The 15,914-nt window shown below is 39.7% G+C and carries 18 protein-coding genes; 5 read left to right on the plus strand and 13 right to left on the minus strand.

Translation table 11 applies throughout. The features are described 5' to 3' along the window. The first annotated feature begins 1 nt into the window (after position 1). Together H5072_RS01755 and H5072_RS01760 are read left to right on the plus strand one after the other, a co-directional pair. The gene (locus H5072_RS01755; protein WP_310735866.1) at positions 2–331 is read left to right on the plus strand and encodes a hypothetical protein; all 330 of its coding nucleotides are present in this window, start codon (positions 2–4) and stop codon (positions 329–331) included. After that, complete coding sequence (locus tag H5072_RS01760; protein ID WP_002962050.1) at positions 331–537, plus strand: hypothetical protein; 207 nt, start codon at positions 331–333, stop codon at positions 535–537. Before H5072_RS01755 ends, H5072_RS01760 begins: the two co-directional genes overlap by 1 nt. Positions 538–564: 27 nt before the next feature. Here the strand turns inward: H5072_RS01760 and H5072_RS01765 are convergent, their stop codons facing one another. The 13 genes from H5072_RS01765 to gspC form a co-directional block, all read right to left on the minus strand. Next, positions 565–1,152, minus strand: a complete 588-nt coding sequence (locus tag H5072_RS01765; protein WP_024596395.1) for a UPF0149 family protein — start codon at positions 1,150–1,152, stop codon at positions 565–567. Between the two features lie 22 nt (positions 1,153–1,174). Further along, positions 1,175–1,933 carry a type II secretion system protein N gene (locus H5072_RS01770; protein WP_182692485.1) on the minus strand — a complete coding sequence of 253 codons (759 nt, stop codon included), beginning with the start codon at positions 1,931–1,933 and terminating at the stop codon, positions 1,175–1,177. Between the two features lie 3 nt (positions 1,934–1,936). Further along, positions 1,937–2,410 carry a type II secretion system protein GspM gene (gene gspM / locus H5072_RS01775; RefSeq protein ID WP_024596393.1) on the minus strand — a complete coding sequence of 158 codons (474 nt, stop codon included), beginning with the start codon at positions 2,408–2,410 and terminating at the stop codon, positions 1,937–1,939. Then, complete coding sequence (gene gspL, locus H5072_RS01780; protein WP_182692486.1) at positions 2,407–3,615, minus strand: type II secretion system protein GspL; 1,209 nt, start codon at positions 3,613–3,615, stop codon at positions 2,407–2,409. The genes gspM and gspL overlap by 4 nt, the downstream gene beginning before the upstream one ends. Then, positions 3,612–4,601: a type II secretion system minor pseudopilin GspK gene (gene gspK / locus H5072_RS01785; RefSeq protein WP_024596391.1), complete on the minus strand. Its 990-nt coding sequence runs from the start codon at positions 4,599–4,601 to the stop codon at positions 3,612–3,614. The genes gspL and gspK overlap by 4 nt, the downstream gene beginning before the upstream one ends. Further along, complete coding sequence (gspJ, locus tag H5072_RS01790) at positions 4,594–5,232, minus strand: type II secretion system minor pseudopilin GspJ (RefSeq protein WP_182197428.1); 639 nt, start codon at positions 5,230–5,232, stop codon at positions 4,594–4,596. The genes gspK and gspJ overlap by 8 nt, the downstream gene beginning before the upstream one ends. Then, complete coding sequence (gene gspI, locus H5072_RS01795; protein WP_002962039.1) at positions 5,233–5,607, minus strand: type II secretion system minor pseudopilin GspI; 375 nt, start codon at positions 5,605–5,607, stop codon at positions 5,233–5,235. Continuing rightward, a complete protein-coding gene (locus H5072_RS01800; protein ID WP_182692487.1) occupies positions 5,607–6,194 on the minus strand; it encodes a Tfp pilus assembly protein FimT/FimU in 588 nt (195 codons plus the stop codon). Before H5072_RS01800 ends, gspI begins: the two co-directional genes overlap by 1 nt. A gap of 49 nt (positions 6,195–6,243) precedes the next feature. Next, on the minus strand, positions 6,244–6,666 hold the full coding sequence (gene gspG, locus H5072_RS01805; protein WP_002962036.1) for a type II secretion system major pseudopilin GspG: 423 nt from the start codon (positions 6,664–6,666) through the stop codon (positions 6,244–6,246). Between the two features lie 81 nt (positions 6,667–6,747). Beyond that, entirely contained in the window at positions 6,748–7,983 is a 1,236-nt protein-coding gene (gspF, locus tag H5072_RS01810; RefSeq protein ID WP_002962033.1) for a type II secretion system inner membrane protein GspF, read from the minus strand. 2 nt (positions 7,984–7,985) lie between these two features. Further along, positions 7,986–9,551 carry a type II secretion system ATPase GspE gene (gspE, locus tag H5072_RS01815; protein ID WP_154904191.1) on the minus strand — a complete coding sequence of 522 codons (1,566 nt, stop codon included), beginning with the start codon at positions 9,549–9,551 and terminating at the stop codon, positions 7,986–7,988. After that, positions 9,544–11,607, minus strand: a complete 2,064-nt coding sequence (gene gspD, locus H5072_RS01820; RefSeq protein WP_182692488.1) for a type II secretion system secretin GspD — start codon at positions 11,605–11,607, stop codon at positions 9,544–9,546. The genes gspE and gspD overlap by 8 nt, the downstream gene beginning before the upstream one ends. A 23-nt stretch (positions 11,608–11,630) precedes the next feature. Next, the gene (gspC, locus tag H5072_RS01825; RefSeq protein ID WP_182692489.1) at positions 11,631–12,572 is read right to left on the minus strand and encodes a type II secretion system protein GspC; all 942 of its coding nucleotides are present in this window, start codon (positions 12,570–12,572) and stop codon (positions 11,631–11,633) included. A gap of 210 nt (positions 12,573–12,782) precedes the next feature. Between gspC and hslR the strand changes: the two genes are divergently transcribed. The 3 genes from hslR (at position 12,783) to H5072_RS01840 (ending at position 15,873) form a co-directional block, all read left to right on the plus strand. Continuing rightward, on the plus strand, positions 12,783–13,205 hold the full coding sequence (gene hslR / locus H5072_RS01830; RefSeq protein WP_002962027.1) for a ribosome-associated heat shock protein Hsp15: 423 nt from the start codon (positions 12,783–12,785) through the stop codon (positions 13,203–13,205). Positions 13,206–13,217: 12 nt separating this feature from the next. Continuing rightward, complete coding sequence (gene hslO / locus H5072_RS01835; protein WP_002962025.1) at positions 13,218–14,063, plus strand: Hsp33 family molecular chaperone HslO; 846 nt, start codon at positions 13,218–13,220, stop codon at positions 14,061–14,063. 271 nt (positions 14,064–14,334) lie between these two features. Next, positions 14,335–15,873: a phosphoenolpyruvate carboxykinase gene (locus tag H5072_RS01840; protein WP_039488561.1), complete on the plus strand. Its 1,539-nt coding sequence runs from the start codon at positions 14,335–14,337 to the stop codon at positions 15,871–15,873. Positions 15,874–15,914 lie beyond the last annotated feature (41 nt).

Raw genomic sequence — 15,914 nt, forward strand, 5'->3', positions numbered from 1 at the left:
GATCCTTGCCTTTTTTACAATCGATCACCCACTTATAAAAGAACCTCGCGAAAGGTTACTAGGTGAAGGCATCGGCTTTTTAAGTGATGCAAGCAAGGTCAACAGAAGCCCCGCTGCAAATATGGCTAAAAATAGGATCAACAGTCAACTTAAACTATCTGAATCTGAAGGTGAGTATGTAGAAAAAACGTTTACAACAGATGACTCTGTTCAGTTATTTCACCTACGCTATTGTCGTGAGCGTGACTTAAACCTTTATTTTTATGACGACCGTTTAAATACGGTATGTAAAATAGTGACTGAAGCATTAGAGCAAAAGCGAGCAAAGTAGTGGATTTTTCAGGATTAAATAAAAAAGCAAGCGACTCATTTCATAAGCAGCGCAATATGCTCAAGCAATTAGCGCAAGGCAAAACATTAAAGTGTGAGAAGTGTAATGGGGTTTTAACACTTGATTTAGCCACCAGCGAGCCTGGTAAAGGCATAGTAAAGTGCAAACAAGGCTGTACGGATATTATATTAGAGCTAGGCACTTAGATTAAACTAAGCGCCTAGCTCTAATAATTACTCTTCCCAACTCTCGTCGGTTATCAAGCCGCTATTAATTGCGACCACTTCAATTAGTTCAGCAAACCCTAATGCAAAGTCACCCATAGATTCATACTGATACTGACACAAAGCTTCTATTGTCATGTTATTTTGTTTGGCAATCTGAGCTATTGCTAGCTGGTCGAGTGCAAAAAAGCTTAGTGTGCTTAACGCACTTTCTAATGCTTGTTTAAAATCAACGTCTAATTGCGGTGCATTTAACAAAGGTTCTGCATAAGCTTTCGTTGCAACTAAGAAGCCTTTACTCCACGACTTACAAAATTCAGCATCAAATGTGTCTGGTAATTTATATCCAGTTTCGAACACCTGCTCACTAATTTTGTGATAAAGCGCCATAAACAAAAAAAGCATTTCTTCATCTAAATCATTAGCTGTGTTTGGCAATATCTGCTCAAGCCACTCATGTACATCTAATGGGTTAGGCGAACAAATTACACCAAATAAATAGCCTTGGCTTTGTACAAGGGTCATTGCTTGAGATTGGGTATTTAAAAATGAGCTGAGCTGCTTTGCGTGCAACTCAGTAAATTGGGGTATTTGCATTAAAACTCTTTATATTAAAACATTAAAAGTTGAGCGGGTAGCGACCTTGGTTATCTGGTCGGCCTAAAAACTTAACCGCATCATGTACATCTTTAGGTAAGCTGGCATCTGGTTTTACATAACCTGCCACTCTAAAGTCGAAATTAGCTTTAAGTGTAGCATCGGCCTCAAGGCCAAGCGTATTATCTGGGTCAATTAATATAGCAACATCACCCGACTTACAGCTTAACTTACCTGCTAGAGGTCCAATATTAAACCATCCATTTAAACCTTGAACATCAATATTAGGGCTCGCTATTTCACCTTTTAGTGAGTCACAATAAGGTGCGCCTGAGCTGTATTCATCAAGTTCTAATATCACACGCCCTTTAGCGGTAACAGGCAGAGGAAGTTGCACACGTTGCATTGCACGCTCTACAGTTGAGCGTACTAGGGCGTCAGTCACTATTACTTTTTTATTAAAAAACCCATAACTTACATCTGCGTAACCCGAAATATCACTGCGTTCTCGTGGATTACCAAATTTTATGTTCGCATTTAGTTTGCCTGTAAATAATTTCCAGCCTGCAATATCCCAGCGCACATTATTTAACTGTTCACCATCAAAACGAACTTGCATCATTTGACCTTGCCAAACAGTGCCTACAGTTTGGCCTACTTCTAATTGCTTTGGAAAGTACGGTTTTGCTATATCTAGTGCAATATGTGCTGGTAATTTAATAAAACAAAACACAATAAAACTAATTAAAAAGACAGCCGATAACGTTATTATTTTTTTCATTAATTAATTCTCTAATACTAAACGGCTTACGCGCACATAGCCTGATTTATCATCGCGACTTAAATCTAAATTTTCAATTTTTAAACCATGCTGATTTACTAGCTCATCTAGCCATTCTATTAACTGATTAAACTCTACTGAGTCAAGCGTCAAACGAAGTGAATCACTACTGGGCTGCATTTTACTAATATTGATTTTATAGCGTCCACGAGTAGAGTTTACCACTTGGCTTAAGTTTGTATTGCTAGCAACACTGGTGTTGCCTGCAGCCTTTAGCTTAACAATACTGTCATCAACCCAAGCTAATAGCTCTTGTTGTTTAATTTGAGATTGCTGTGCTTTTTCTATCGCGTTATTTAATGGCCTAAATATCCCCATTACTAAAACAAAAATAATAAACACGCCACCAGCGACCATTACCAATTGTTGTTCTTGCTCTTTAAGCGAACGCCACTGTTTCATTAACTGCTTTTTCATACTGCACCTCGCAGTTTAATTTCGCCTACGACATAATCACCGTCATTATTTAAAGACCCTTGCTCAACAGTTAAACCTTGCTTTTCAAGTATGATTTTTACTTTACCAAAAGTTTGGAAGTCTTTAGCCCGTGCACGAATTCGCAGCTCATTACGACGTTTGTCATAACGAAGTGTTTCAGGTGTAAATTCGCTGACTTGCGAAAATACATCAACCAAATTAGTCGTTAAGTCTAAAAAGCCGGATTCACTTGAGCCTTGTATTTTATCTAACGCGCCTTTAATTTGGCTTTTAATTAGATTAGGGCGAACTTTAGTTCCCGGAAATGCTTTTTGATATCTGTCGACTACTTGAGCTTTAGCTACTTCTACTTGTGTATTAAGTTGGTGTAACTCAATAGCTTTTATTGTAATTGTAGAAACCAATGCAACACTTGCTATAATTGCGGCGCCTTTCCAGTAACCCCACCACAAAGCGCTTTGTTTTTTAAGCTGATACATACCTTGGCGTAAGTTAAAATTAACGCTATCTAACTGTTTTGCAAATAATGCTAAAGGTAAGTCGTAATCGCTTGTTTGGGCTTGTAAGTTAACGCTTTCAGGAAACTGATTAGCAGGACTAAAATGTTTAATGTCGGGGTTACCCATGGCTGATAAATAGCCATTCAACCAACTAGATTCAACCGCACTAATATGCCATTGCCCTTGCTTAAACAACCATTGGTTGTTGAGCTCAATAGCAGTTACGGCGCCATCATCTGCAAGCGGTAACAACAAAGCATCGGGTAATATTCTGTATACTGATAGATTATGCTCAGCAAATAATGCAAGCCATTGTTCAAACCATTCACGGTCTGTCATTGCTACACGAATTGCATGTTGCTCACCAAGCATTGTCGGCTGCGCTACAGCTATAAACAGTTCATCTACGTCACATGCTATATTTTCTTCAAGCATGTATGGCAATGCTTGCTCAAGCTTGCGATTCCATTTTGTTGGCAAAGCGACCGTTTTTAATTGCACTTGATCACTGGGTAATAACACGACAACTTCTCGGGTAAGTGCTTTTTCGCTTAGCTCACTTAAATGCTCTGCATTTGGTAACTCGCCACTGGCTATTATTTCTTGTTCTTGTGGTGAGTAAATTAACCAGTTAAGTAATTCTTGTTCGGTTTGACCCGTGCGGATCAACAGTATTTCTGTCACTGTACGCCTCCAAATTTTCGCGCCAGTATCGTTACGTCGCCATCTTTAGCGTGCAGTAATGTGGTCATCGAAAAACGCAGGTCGACAAAGTTTGCCTGCGTTTGTAATTTAAAATATTCGCTTTTAATACTAAATAGACTTTTTATTGAGTCAGTATTAGTACCGCCTTGCTGCTTCACCTGTTCAAAAAATTCATCGATGGTGTCAAAGCCAGTTTGCGGTCTTGCGCCTAACACCGCTTCTGCGCCAGATAAGCTTAAGCTTTCTATCAAGGCACTGAGTATGAGCGCTTGCTCTGGCAATAATGTATTTACGTTAATTGATAAAAGCGTACTGCCTGGTATTACGCATACATATGGCAATACTTTTTCCATCACTAATGGGTTAAAGCCCTTAACTAAACGCAGCTCCGATGTTGATGCAAATAAGCTATTGGCTGTCATATACGGAAAATCTCGCGATAAGTACTCGTCTTCTTCTGCGCCTGAGCGATACGTAATACTGTTCTCATCAAGCCAATCAAATACGCTATCTGCCATTGTCTCTTCTGATTCATCAGCAGGTAAATCTTCAATGTTTTCAAGTAATGCAAATAGTGCTTTATGTGCAGGGTTTGTTTTACTTGCGCTATTTTCTTCTGGCGCTATGGCTAAAGCATTTAAATTTAGACATGCTTGTAAATCAGTAATTTTGCCACTTAACGTGCCGTTATCAACAGGGTATGAAGCATCACCTTGAGTTGCCCACACTTGATCGAGTGTTGTTTTATCGGCATCATCTTTTTTACTTTGTATTAGCCCTTTAATAGCAAGCTCTTCTGCACCGTAGGCGTACCATTTAGCTTGTTGGTGACCTTGCAAGTTTGTACTTTTTTGCACTTGAACCATTAAATTAGCACTCATTTCTACTGCTAAAATAGCCGCTAATGCCACAATAAACAAAACAATAACAAGTGCTGCGCCGCGCGATGATTGCTGCTTAACCATTATTCACATCCGTACTTTGTGTAGCAACAACTTTGCCTTGCCCAGGAACTAAAAATACACGACGAATTGGCTCTGCTTCTATTTGTTGCAACGTAACAGCAACCGCTTTAGGGAGAGCTTTAATTTCCCACTGTTCTTGCCATTCGTTTTTATCATCCAAAAACTCAAACTTAAGTTCTTCAACATTTTCTAGTACACGTTGAACTCGCGGTTCCATATTATCAAGCTGATCAACATAAACCCGATAAACACGCTCAAGGTTATCGTCTATCACTCTATAACCAACGGCTTGTAGTTCTGAACGTGGCAATAAATTAATTGGATTTACCCAGCCATCTCGTACAAACGCAATACCATCGTATTGGCTTTCTAAAACGTAACGACCAGCAAGTAAATATTGTTCTTGAACATCACCCGACTCATTGCGAACTGAGCGTTTGGTCATTTGGCTAAAATCTTGATCCATTAATCTAAATGTTGTTTGCAATCCATTTAGCTCAGCAATCTTTTCATCGGAGGCATCTTTTGCTCTTGTTGTCGTCTCGAGTATTTGATGAGTAGCAATAATAACAAAAGCTAAAATACCCAGTGCAACCATAACTTCAAGTAATGTAAACCCGCGCTGCTTCACTTACTTTTTGCCTTTATTTAAATACGTTGATAACTCATATGCTGAATGCTCATATTTTTCATCCGTAAAAACATTTATGGTTAGTTTTACAAAGCTTTTGTCAGCTGTGGCTGTAACTTCTTGCTGCCAAAACCATTCAACACCGCCCATTACTTCGCTGCCTTTAAGGTTATTTTTACCTTGCCATTGTTCGCCTTTAGTACGCTGTTCAATAATAACGTTTTCGGCGACCCAAGATGCATAGGTTTGCTCTTCAATAGTCGTTAAGTGGTGAATATGCTCGCTTGTTGCTTGCATTGCAGCTATACCCGCCATGGCACAAATACTTAATGCCACTAACACCTCTAATAAGGTAAACCCTTTAGTGCGCTTCATTATTCTGGCTCTCGGCGAAAGTTTACTGGTGCAGTAAATTCACCTTCAATGTAATACACAGGTTCGCTTTGCTCTTTTAACTCTAATACAAGTTGAAACGCGCTTACCTCACCTGATGACAAAATAAGTACTTGTGGTATTTTTAACTTTTTAAGCTCAAGTAAACTGTCTTCATCGCCGCCACTCATAAGCTCGCGCCAGTTAGATTGCTCTAAGAGGTTATCTTGCGCCCACGCTAAATCTTCTAAGTTAAGCGTGAGCTTTAATCTTTCATCTAATTCTATTGGTTTAAAAAGATTTTCACGGTCAAAAGTAATCCACTTTTCACCATCGAAAACTAAATACTCTAATGTATTTTCTTCTACTAATAAGCCCAATTCAACTTGGTTTAAAATAGCAAATTCCGATGCCATATTAATGGTGGTATGCAGCCTTAGTGCTTGAGTATCTAACTCCTCCTCAGCACCGCCTTCTAAGCTATATACCACCATTTTGGTGGCAAAAGCGATGATCACTAATACCACTAAAATTTCTATTAAACTAAAGCCTCTGCTTTTTGCATGGCGCTGCTTAAGGCTTGCTTTCATAGCAAGCCTCTAGCATTAACATGTTCATACAGAACGGTGTACTTAGGCATTATTGTTTTTCTTCGTCCCAGTTACCGATATCGTCATCAGTACCTGCTTCACCGTCTGGGCCCATAGAAAAAATATCAAACTTGCCAATTTCACCTGGGCTAATTAACTGATAAGTATTACCCCAAGGATCTTCTGGTAATTCATTAATAAAGCCACCATCAGGGAAACGTTTTGGAACCGGTTCAATGCTTGTTTGGGTAACTAGCGCTTCAAGACCTTGCTCTGTGCTTGGGTAGCTCTTATTTTTAAGCTTGTATAAGCTCATTGCATCTTCTAATTGCTGGATATCTAGATGTGCTTTATCAATAGCAGCCTCTTCTTGCTGACCCATAATGTTAGGTGCAACAATTGACATAATCATCCCGATGATAACCAGTACCACCATCACTTCTAGTAAAGAAAAACCTGATTGTTTATTCACGTAATTACCTCATTATTCTAAAAACATTAAGTAAAAATGGTTTAGGTAAAACCACTAATATATTTAAAAATTTATTCTAACTTAAAGTCCAACAGCTTTATTCATCGCCATTATTGGCTGTAATATTGCCATTACTATAAATAATACAATAACCGCCATTGAGGCGATCATCGCAGGCTCTAGTAGTTTAAGCGATACATTAACCATGCTCTCAAATTCGCGATCTTGGTTATTTGCAGCACGCTCTAACATTTGCTCTAGTTCACCTGATTTTTCACCACTTGCTATCATATGCAGCATCATTGGTGGAAACAACTTCGTTTGCTGAAGTGCAGCTCTTAAGCTTGCACCCTCACTCACTCTGTCGGATGCATCTGCAACCGCTTTTTTAATTTTTTCGTTGATTAATACGCCACCCGAGATACGCATTCCCTCAAGTAATGGTACCGAGCTTGACGATAAAATACTTAAAGTACGCGCAAAACGTGCGGTGTTAATACCACGAGCCACTTTACCTATACCTGGCATATGTAGCACTCGGTCATCCCACCAAAAACGTATTTTAGGCTGCTTAAGTGCATGCTTAATACCAATGGCTATAGCTGTAATCGCTATTAAACTAATAAACCAATAATTTTGCACAAAATGGCTGCCAGCCATAACCCATTCGGTTGTCCAAGGAAGTACTTGTTTCGTTTTTTCAAACGTTTTTAATATTTTTGGTACTACGGTGCCCAGTAATACCGACACAATACCAATTGCAAATACCACTAATATAATAGGGTAAACCATAGCCTGAGTTATTTGGCTACGCATATGTTGGCGCTGCTCGGTATAGTCGGCTAAACGATTAAGAACTTGGTCAAGGTGCCCCGACTTTTCGCCTGCGGCTACCATTGCACGATATAAATCGTCAAAAACATGAGGAAACTCACTAAGACCATCGGCAAGGGTGTAACCTTCAACTACTTTTGAGCGTACCGACATAAGCATCCGCTTTAAACGCGGCTTTTCGCATTGCTCAGCAACCGCCATAACAGCGCCTTCAACAGGAAGTGCCGATTGAATAAGTGTTGCTAATTGCCTTGTAATTAATGCTAAGTCTGAGGTTGAAATTGTCGGCTTAAAAAAGCCACCGAGTAAAGGGGCTTTTTCGCCTTTGACCTGTTTATCACTTTGCGCCGCAGGAACAACTTCAAGCGGCGTTAGTTTTTGATCACGTAAAGTTTGGCGGATTTGTTTAGCCGTATCAGCTTCTAAAATGCCTTTTTTTTCTTTACCTCGGCCATCTAAGGCACGATATTCAAACGCCGCCATAGTTAACCTTCCTCACGGGTAACACGCAATACTTCTTCTAGTGTTGTTTTGCCTGCCAGTACACGGCTACACCCATCTTGACGAATACTTGGGCTGCGCTTACGAATGTATTTTTCTACGCTTTGCTCGCCTTTACCGTTGTGAATCATTTCGCGTATGGTTTCATCAACTACAAGTAACTCATGAATACCTGTACGACCACGGTAACCATTAAAGTTACACTCTTCACACCCCACCGCTCGATAGATTGTCGGTTGGCTTTCAAAAGGAACCCCTAACAGCTGGCATTCATGCTCATCAGCCGTGTGACCCTCTTTACAGGTATTACATAACGTACGTACTAAGCGTTGCGACAATACACCGAGTAACGACGATGAAAGTAAGAAGGGTTCAACACCCATATCTTCCATACGTGTAATTGCACCCGATGCGGTATTTGTATGCAAAGTAGACATAACAAGGTGACCGGTAAGTGACGCTTGAACACCAATTTGCGCAGTTTCAAGGTCGCGTATTTCACCCACCATTACTACATCAGGATCTTGACGTAATATTGCACGTAAACCACGAGCAAATGTCATATCAACTTTTGCATTAACTTGAGTTTGGCCTATGCCTGGAATTTCGTACTCTATCGGATCTTCAACGGTAAGAATGTTGCGATCGCGTGAGTTAATTTGACTCATACCAGCGTATAGGGTGGTACTTTTACCAGAACCTGTTGGTCCTGTTACTAAAATAATTCCGTGAGGTTTACTAATTAAATCTGAAAACAATGCACGATTTTCTGCAGTCATACCTAAGTCTTCAAGGTTTAAACGCGCGTTATTTTTATCAAGTAAACGCAGTACTACACGCTCACCAAAGCTCGACGGCATTGTTGATACACGCACATCAACTGCACGTCCGGCAATACGTAAACTAATACGGCCATCTTGTGGGATACGTTTTTCGGCTATATCAAGCTTAGCCATTACTTTAATACGAGATACAAGTAACGACGCAAGTTTCCGATTAGGCTTAAGGACTTCTTTAAGTACGCCATCTACCCTAAAGCGAATAACAAGCTCTTGCTCGAAGGTTTCGATATGAATATCAGAAGCCCCTTCTTTAATCGCTTCACTAAGCATGGCATTAATAAGCTTGATGATTGGCGCGTCATCGTCACCAGCTAGTAAATCTTCTGTTTGCGGAAGTTCATCAGCAAGTGAGAATAAATCAACCTCATTGCCAATATCTTCCATCATTTGTTGCGTTTCAGAGCTATCACGTTGGTATGACGCTTCAAGCAATAGCTCAAACTTATCATCAGCCAATTGCTCAAGTGTAAAACCATGGCCTGCGATACGACGTACTTCTAATAGTACTTCCACGTCTAGCTCACCACGGTAGTAAACTATACGGTGATCTTTATTTTTGCCAAGTAACACACCTGCACGTTTTGCATACGAAAACGGCAAACGCTTTGCTGGTAACTCAACTAATACATCACTCGTTAATAGCTCATCCTGATTATGCGTTTGAGGATGAACCACATCTTGGTTTATCTCTTGAATCGCATTAGTCATCTTTACGCTCTTGTGCATTTTGTTTACGTAGAGACTCTTCATACGTAGGTGGAAGTACTAATTCGTCATTCCACTCAGGTAAAATAGGCGTATCAGTCATTGGCATTAACTCAATACCGTCTTCTTTTTGTTTAAACTGCTCACCACGAATAAAGTTATATTTGTTAAAGCTTAACTTATTCATGCTCACACCATCACGAATAATGGTTGGGCGAATAAATACAATAAGATTACGCTTACGGCGTGTTGTGTTTGTCGATCTAAACAAATGACCTAAAATAGGAATATCGCCTAATAACGGCACCTTAGAAACACTTTCTTGTACGTCTTCGTCAATTAAGCCACCCAGTACAACCATACCGCCATCATCGGCCATAACCGTTGTTTTAATTGCACGTTTATTAACTGAAATATCAACAGCAGTTGCACCACTTACACTTGATACTTCTTGCTCAATTGTAAGCTGTACTGCAGAGCCATCGTTAATCTGTGGCGTAACTATCAGTTTAATACCGACTTCTTGACGCTCAACCGTTTGAAATGGGTTAGCATTATTACTGCCCGTTTGTGAGCCTGTAATAATAGGCACTTCTTGACCAACTAAAATTGAGGCTTCTTCGTTATCCATTGTAGTAATAGAAGGTGTAGCCAAAATATTTGAATTTGTATCAGTGGCAACAGCCTGAATAATTGCGCCCCAATCATTTTTAACAACACCCAGCGCTAAACCATTAATACCACTTAGCAATGAAGCAAGTGCATCGTAATCACCTTCTGTCGTTTCATCATAACTTGTTGCAAGCCCTGATTCAGTACCAATAATAGTTTTAGTTACGGTTGTATCTTGTGCTTGCTCAGCGGCAACAGCTAATGAACCTACGGGAACCGTAGTACCATTATTAAACTGCAACATACCGCCCTGCTCAGAAATCCACTGCAGGCCTAAGTTAACCCCGTCACCCTCCATTACTTCAATAATAATGGCTTCAACCAATACTTGTGCTCGGCGAATATCAAGACGTTCAATGACCGACTCGAGCGAGCGCATTGTATCTGGCTGCGCAGTAATAATAAGTGAGTTTGAATCTGGGTGAGCTTCTATACTGCTTTCGTTGTTACTTCTGCTACGAGTCTTAGTGGTACCGCCTTGTGCATCTTCAACAAGTGACTTACTTACGCCTTGCAGTACTTTTACTAAATCTTCAGCTTTAGCATAATTTAGGTAAAACACCTTGGTATTACCTTGGCTTTCTAATTCGCCATCTAAGCGCTTAATAAGCTCTATAGCACGTGTACGTGCTTGGCCTTCACCACTTACTATAACGCTATTAGTTCGGCCATCAGCGACTACTTTTGGAATTAAAAATTCAGGTACGCTGCCTTTGCCGCTGTCTTTATAAATATTGTCTACTACAGAGACAACATCATCTGCTGTTGCATATTTAAGCTTAACGATGTCTACACGCTTGTCACCCGCCTGATCAACAGAGCGAATAATTTCAACTAAGCGATTAACTGATGCAGCATGACCCGTTAGCATCATTACGTTAGCCGCATTAAAGTTAGCAACATGGCCGCCATCTTTTTGATCGCTAAATTGACGAACTAAAGGGCCTAGTTCTTGTACGCTTACATTTTTGACACGTACAACACGTGTAATCATCATATCGCCGCTAGCTTCGTTACCTTCGGTAATAAGTGGCACATTTGATTTTTTGGCGTCTGAACTTTTTTCTACCTTAAGAATGCCATTGTCCATTTCAACAGCTGAGTAGCCATAAACTTCCAATACATTTAAGAAGAACTGGTAATAAAGCGCTTCGTCCATTAACTCATAACTGCGAACATTTACTTTGCCGCGCACGTTAGGGTCAATAATTACTGTTTTATTGAGATTTTTACCAACAATATTAATAAACTCGTTGATATCAGTGCCTTTAAAGTTAGCAGCATATTCAACAGCAGAAACAGACAAAGAAATACTTGCCGCCAAAAAAAGTGCCGCGTACTTAGCTAACCCTTTTTTAATTTTTTTGAGGTGTAGCACCTGAACCATTATATTAAAACTCCAAAGCTAAATTATTGCAGACTAAATTGCACATCAATTTGTTCACCATCACGTTCTATAGTGATATTGGCATCTGTACTATTACGCAGCTCGTTAATAGCTGACATAGCCTGTTTTAAATCTGTTAATTGATAGCCATTTATAGAAATAGCCAAATCGTTATTTTTTAATCCCATTTGCTTAAACAGTTCAGGTTCTTTACCTGGACTTAAGCGATATCCAATTAGTTCACCATCATTCATAGCCTGTGAAACACGTATATAGTCAAATAACTTGCCCGGTTCTTCGAGTAACTCTTCACGTGTTTCTATAATTGCTTCTTTAACGTCTGGGTCTGCAGTGGCGTCTATTTGTAATTCACTTGGCTCTAATTTTTGCGGACCCATTTCGGCATCGTCACGCGCAGCGAGTACAGGCATAGATACTTTTTTACTAAAATCGAGCCCATCAAGCATTAATGTTTCAAAACCTCCATTAATACCTAAAATAACACGATCAGGCAGTATCTGCGCTACTTCAGCGCGCGTGCCAAGTACAACTTCTTCAACAAGGTAGCTTACTTGCTTACCTTGTGATTCAATAATTGCTATACCTGCTTGGTCATCATTATTAACAGCTACAATACCGGTTAAATTAATACTTAGGCGTGTTTCTGGCGCATTATTTATAACCTGCGATTGTTTTGCAGTATTATTGTTGTTTGTTACAGTTTTTTTACCAAATAAAAATTGCTCAATAATATGCTGCGCTGAGTTATTGCTCGCACCAGATGGCTGATTAGCATAATGAGTAGGAGTAAGTAGAGTTACTGGTGGTTTCGGCCATAAAAGCCAGACAAGCTTTGATAATAAAAATGCAATATAAACAACAACTAACAGTGTCACTAATGCACTTAATTTAGCATGCGGTAACCGCGTTAAAAATTGTTTTAGTTGTTGGATTTGCTGTTCCATAAATAGTGTTCTTATTTTAATTTACTGCGTTAGCGCGTACCCATAGTACCCTTTCATTTTTCTTTCAACAAGCACACTAATATTAAACTTTGTAAACAGATTAAATTAACTTTACATAGTAGTACAAAAAGTAAACGGCTGTTGTAATACCTTCATCCTACGATGATTTCATGATAAATTTTAAGCTATAAAAACGTGGGGAAATGCCTTATGAGTAAAAAAAGTAATGCTAATACCAACTCAGACCATGCGGATGGGTTAAAAGTTCGATTAGATAAATGGTTATGGGCTGCGCGATTTTATAAAACTCGTGCTATTGCACGTGAAATGGTACAAGGCGGCAAAGTGCATTATAATGGACAACGTACAAAAGCGAGTAAAATAGTAGAAGTTGGCGCAAACATAAAACTTGCACAAGGAGTAGATGAAAAGCTGATAACCATACTCTCAGTGCTTGAAAAACGCCAAAGCGCCCCCATTGCACAGACCATGTATCAAGAATCTGATGCCAGTATTGCTAAACGCGAAGAGAACAGCATCGCACGCAAAAATAACAGCTTTTTTGCCCCCCATCCGGATAAAAAACCGGATAAAAAGCAAAGACGCGAACTTTTAAAAATGAAATCAAGTTAGGTATAGCCGCTCATGCAACAAGATTTACTTCACCGTTATTTATTCAACGAACTAGATGTTCGTGGCGAACTCGTACAAATCGAGAGTGCTTATAATGAAATGATTGCCGACCATAATTACCCAGACCCTGTTAAAGCATTACTTGGTGAGTTACTTGTTGCAACCTGTTTACTAACCGCAACTTTAAAGTTTGAAGGTGAAATTGCTGTACAGCTTCAAGGTGATGGCCCAGTTAAATATGCTGTTATAAATGGTGATGACAAACAAAATATGCGTGGTATTGCACGCCTGCAAAGCGAAATTACGGGCACCACTGTAAAAGAGCTTATTGGCCAAGGCTATATGGTAATCACTATTACCCCTGAAAAAGGTGAACGCTACCAGGGTATAGTGCCGCTAGAGCATGATACTCTTAGTGAATGTATCGAAAGTTACTTTGAGCAATCTGAGCAGCTAAAAACACGTCTTTGGTTTGCAACTGACACTACTGAAGGTAGCGCAAAAGCATGTGGTCTATTTTTACAAGTGCTTCCAGTTGATAAACAAAAATCAATTGAAGACTTTGCACACCTAGAAGCATTAAGTAACACGATTAAAAATGAAGAGTTGTTACACTTAGATGCGAACACTGTTCTTACACGTCTTTATCACGAAGATAATCCTCGCGTATTTGAACCTCAAGCTATTAAATTCAAATGTGGTTGTAGTCGTGATAAAACAATTACTGCACTTGTTAATATTGGACAAGAAGAACTACTCAAAGATGTAGCTGAGAAAGGGACTGTTAACATTAACTGTCATTACTGTTTAAAAGAGTATGTTTTTAACGAACAAGACATAAAAAGCATTTTCAACTAAATGTTCAGCTTCATTTATATATAGTAATTAAAGCCGCAAAATATGCGGTTTTATATTATAAAAAGATGATACCGGTGTCATGAACTTTGTTAATTTACTGACACCGGTATCATTGAAATTATTCATGTTTTTTAGCAAATATATGTGTTTTTAGAGGCTTTACGGGCTCGAATATCTCAAAACCTTCTGTTACTATAATTTCAGCTTAAGGGCACTGATAACCCCAGAGCTATCCCGTTCAAACTCTCACACATTATAGTTAGGTATAAACATGACTACAGGCGCTACACGTTTTGTCGATTTAACCGCAGCTGAACTTGTCGAGCATGCGATCCGCCGTGGCGAAGGTACTTTAGCCGCAAATGGTGCTTTTGTTGCAATTACAGGAAAACGAACTGGCCGTTCACCAAAAGATCGTTTTATTGTTCAAGAAGCAACAACTCAAGATGACATTCAATGGGGCAACGTTAACCGCCCATTTGATGCAGAAAAATTTGACGCATTATGGGCTCGCGTAGAAGCACATGTTCAAAGTAATGACCACTTCACCTCTCACCTAGAAGTTGGCGCTGACCCTGAGCATTATCTACCTGTAGTCGTAACTACAGAAACGGCGTGGCACCATATTTTTGCCAAAAACATGTTTATCGAACCACAAAACTATAACGCCTCAAACTTACCACAATGGCAAGTAATGAACGTTCCTTCGTTTGTATGCGAGCCGGAACGTGATGGCACAAATAGCGATGGCACCGTTATTATTAACTTTGCACAGCGTAAAGTATTACTAGCAGGTATGCGCTACGCCGGTGAAATGAAAAAATCGATGTTTTCTGTACAAAACTTCCTACTACCAGCAAAAGGTGTATTACCAATGCACTGTTCTGCTAACGTTGGTGAAGCAGGTGATACAGCATTATTCTTCGGTTTATCTGGTACGGGCAAAACAACTCTTTCAGCAGATCCTACTCGCTTTTTAATTGGTGATGACGAACACGGTTGGGCACCTGGAAGCGTGTTTAATATTGAAGGCGGTTGCTATGCTAAATGTATCGACCTGTCACAAAAGAACGAACCTGTAATTTGGAATGCAATTCGCTTTGGTACTATTTTAGAGAATGTAGTGCTAGATGAAAAAGGCGTTCCAGATTTTAACGACACTAGCCTTACTCAAAATAGCCGTGCAGCATATCCACTTGAACATGTTGAAAAACGTAAAGTAGAAAACCGCGCAGGCGAACCAAAAGCTGTTGTATTTTTAACTTGTGATGTAAGCGGTGTATTACCACCGGTATCTGTTCTTAGCGAAGAAGCTGCTGCTTTTCACTTTTTAAGTGGATACACAGCTAAAGTTGGCTCAACTGAGATTGGCTCTACTAGCGATATTGAATCAACGTTTTCAACCTGCTTTGGTGCGCCATTCTTCCCACGTCCTGCAGGTGTTTACGCTGAGCTTCTTATGAAGCGCGTACGCGAGTTTGGCGCTAAAGTATACCTTGTGAATACAGGTTGGACTGGCGGTCCTTACGGCACAGGTAAGCGCTTTGATATTCCGACTACTCGCGCAGTAGTTGATGCAATCGTATCTGGTAAATTAGCCGGTGTTGAAACTCAGCACATTGATGTTTTAAACCTAGATGTACCGGTAGCAGTTCCAGGTGTAGATACTAACTTACTTAATCCTATAAATACGTGGGAAGATAAAGCTAAGTACAATGAATATGCAGCAAAACTTGCCGCTGACTTCACTGAAAACTTTGCTAAGTATGACGTATCAGACGATATAAAAAATGCAGGGCCTAAAGCTTAAATAAGCTTCAAGCTTGTATTTTAACGCCAGCCAAGGGCTGG

Source organism: Pseudoalteromonas sp. SR45-5, assembly GCF_014163565.1.
Classification (GTDB): Bacteria; Pseudomonadota; Gammaproteobacteria; order Enterobacterales; family Alteromonadaceae; genus Pseudoalteromonas; species Pseudoalteromonas distincta.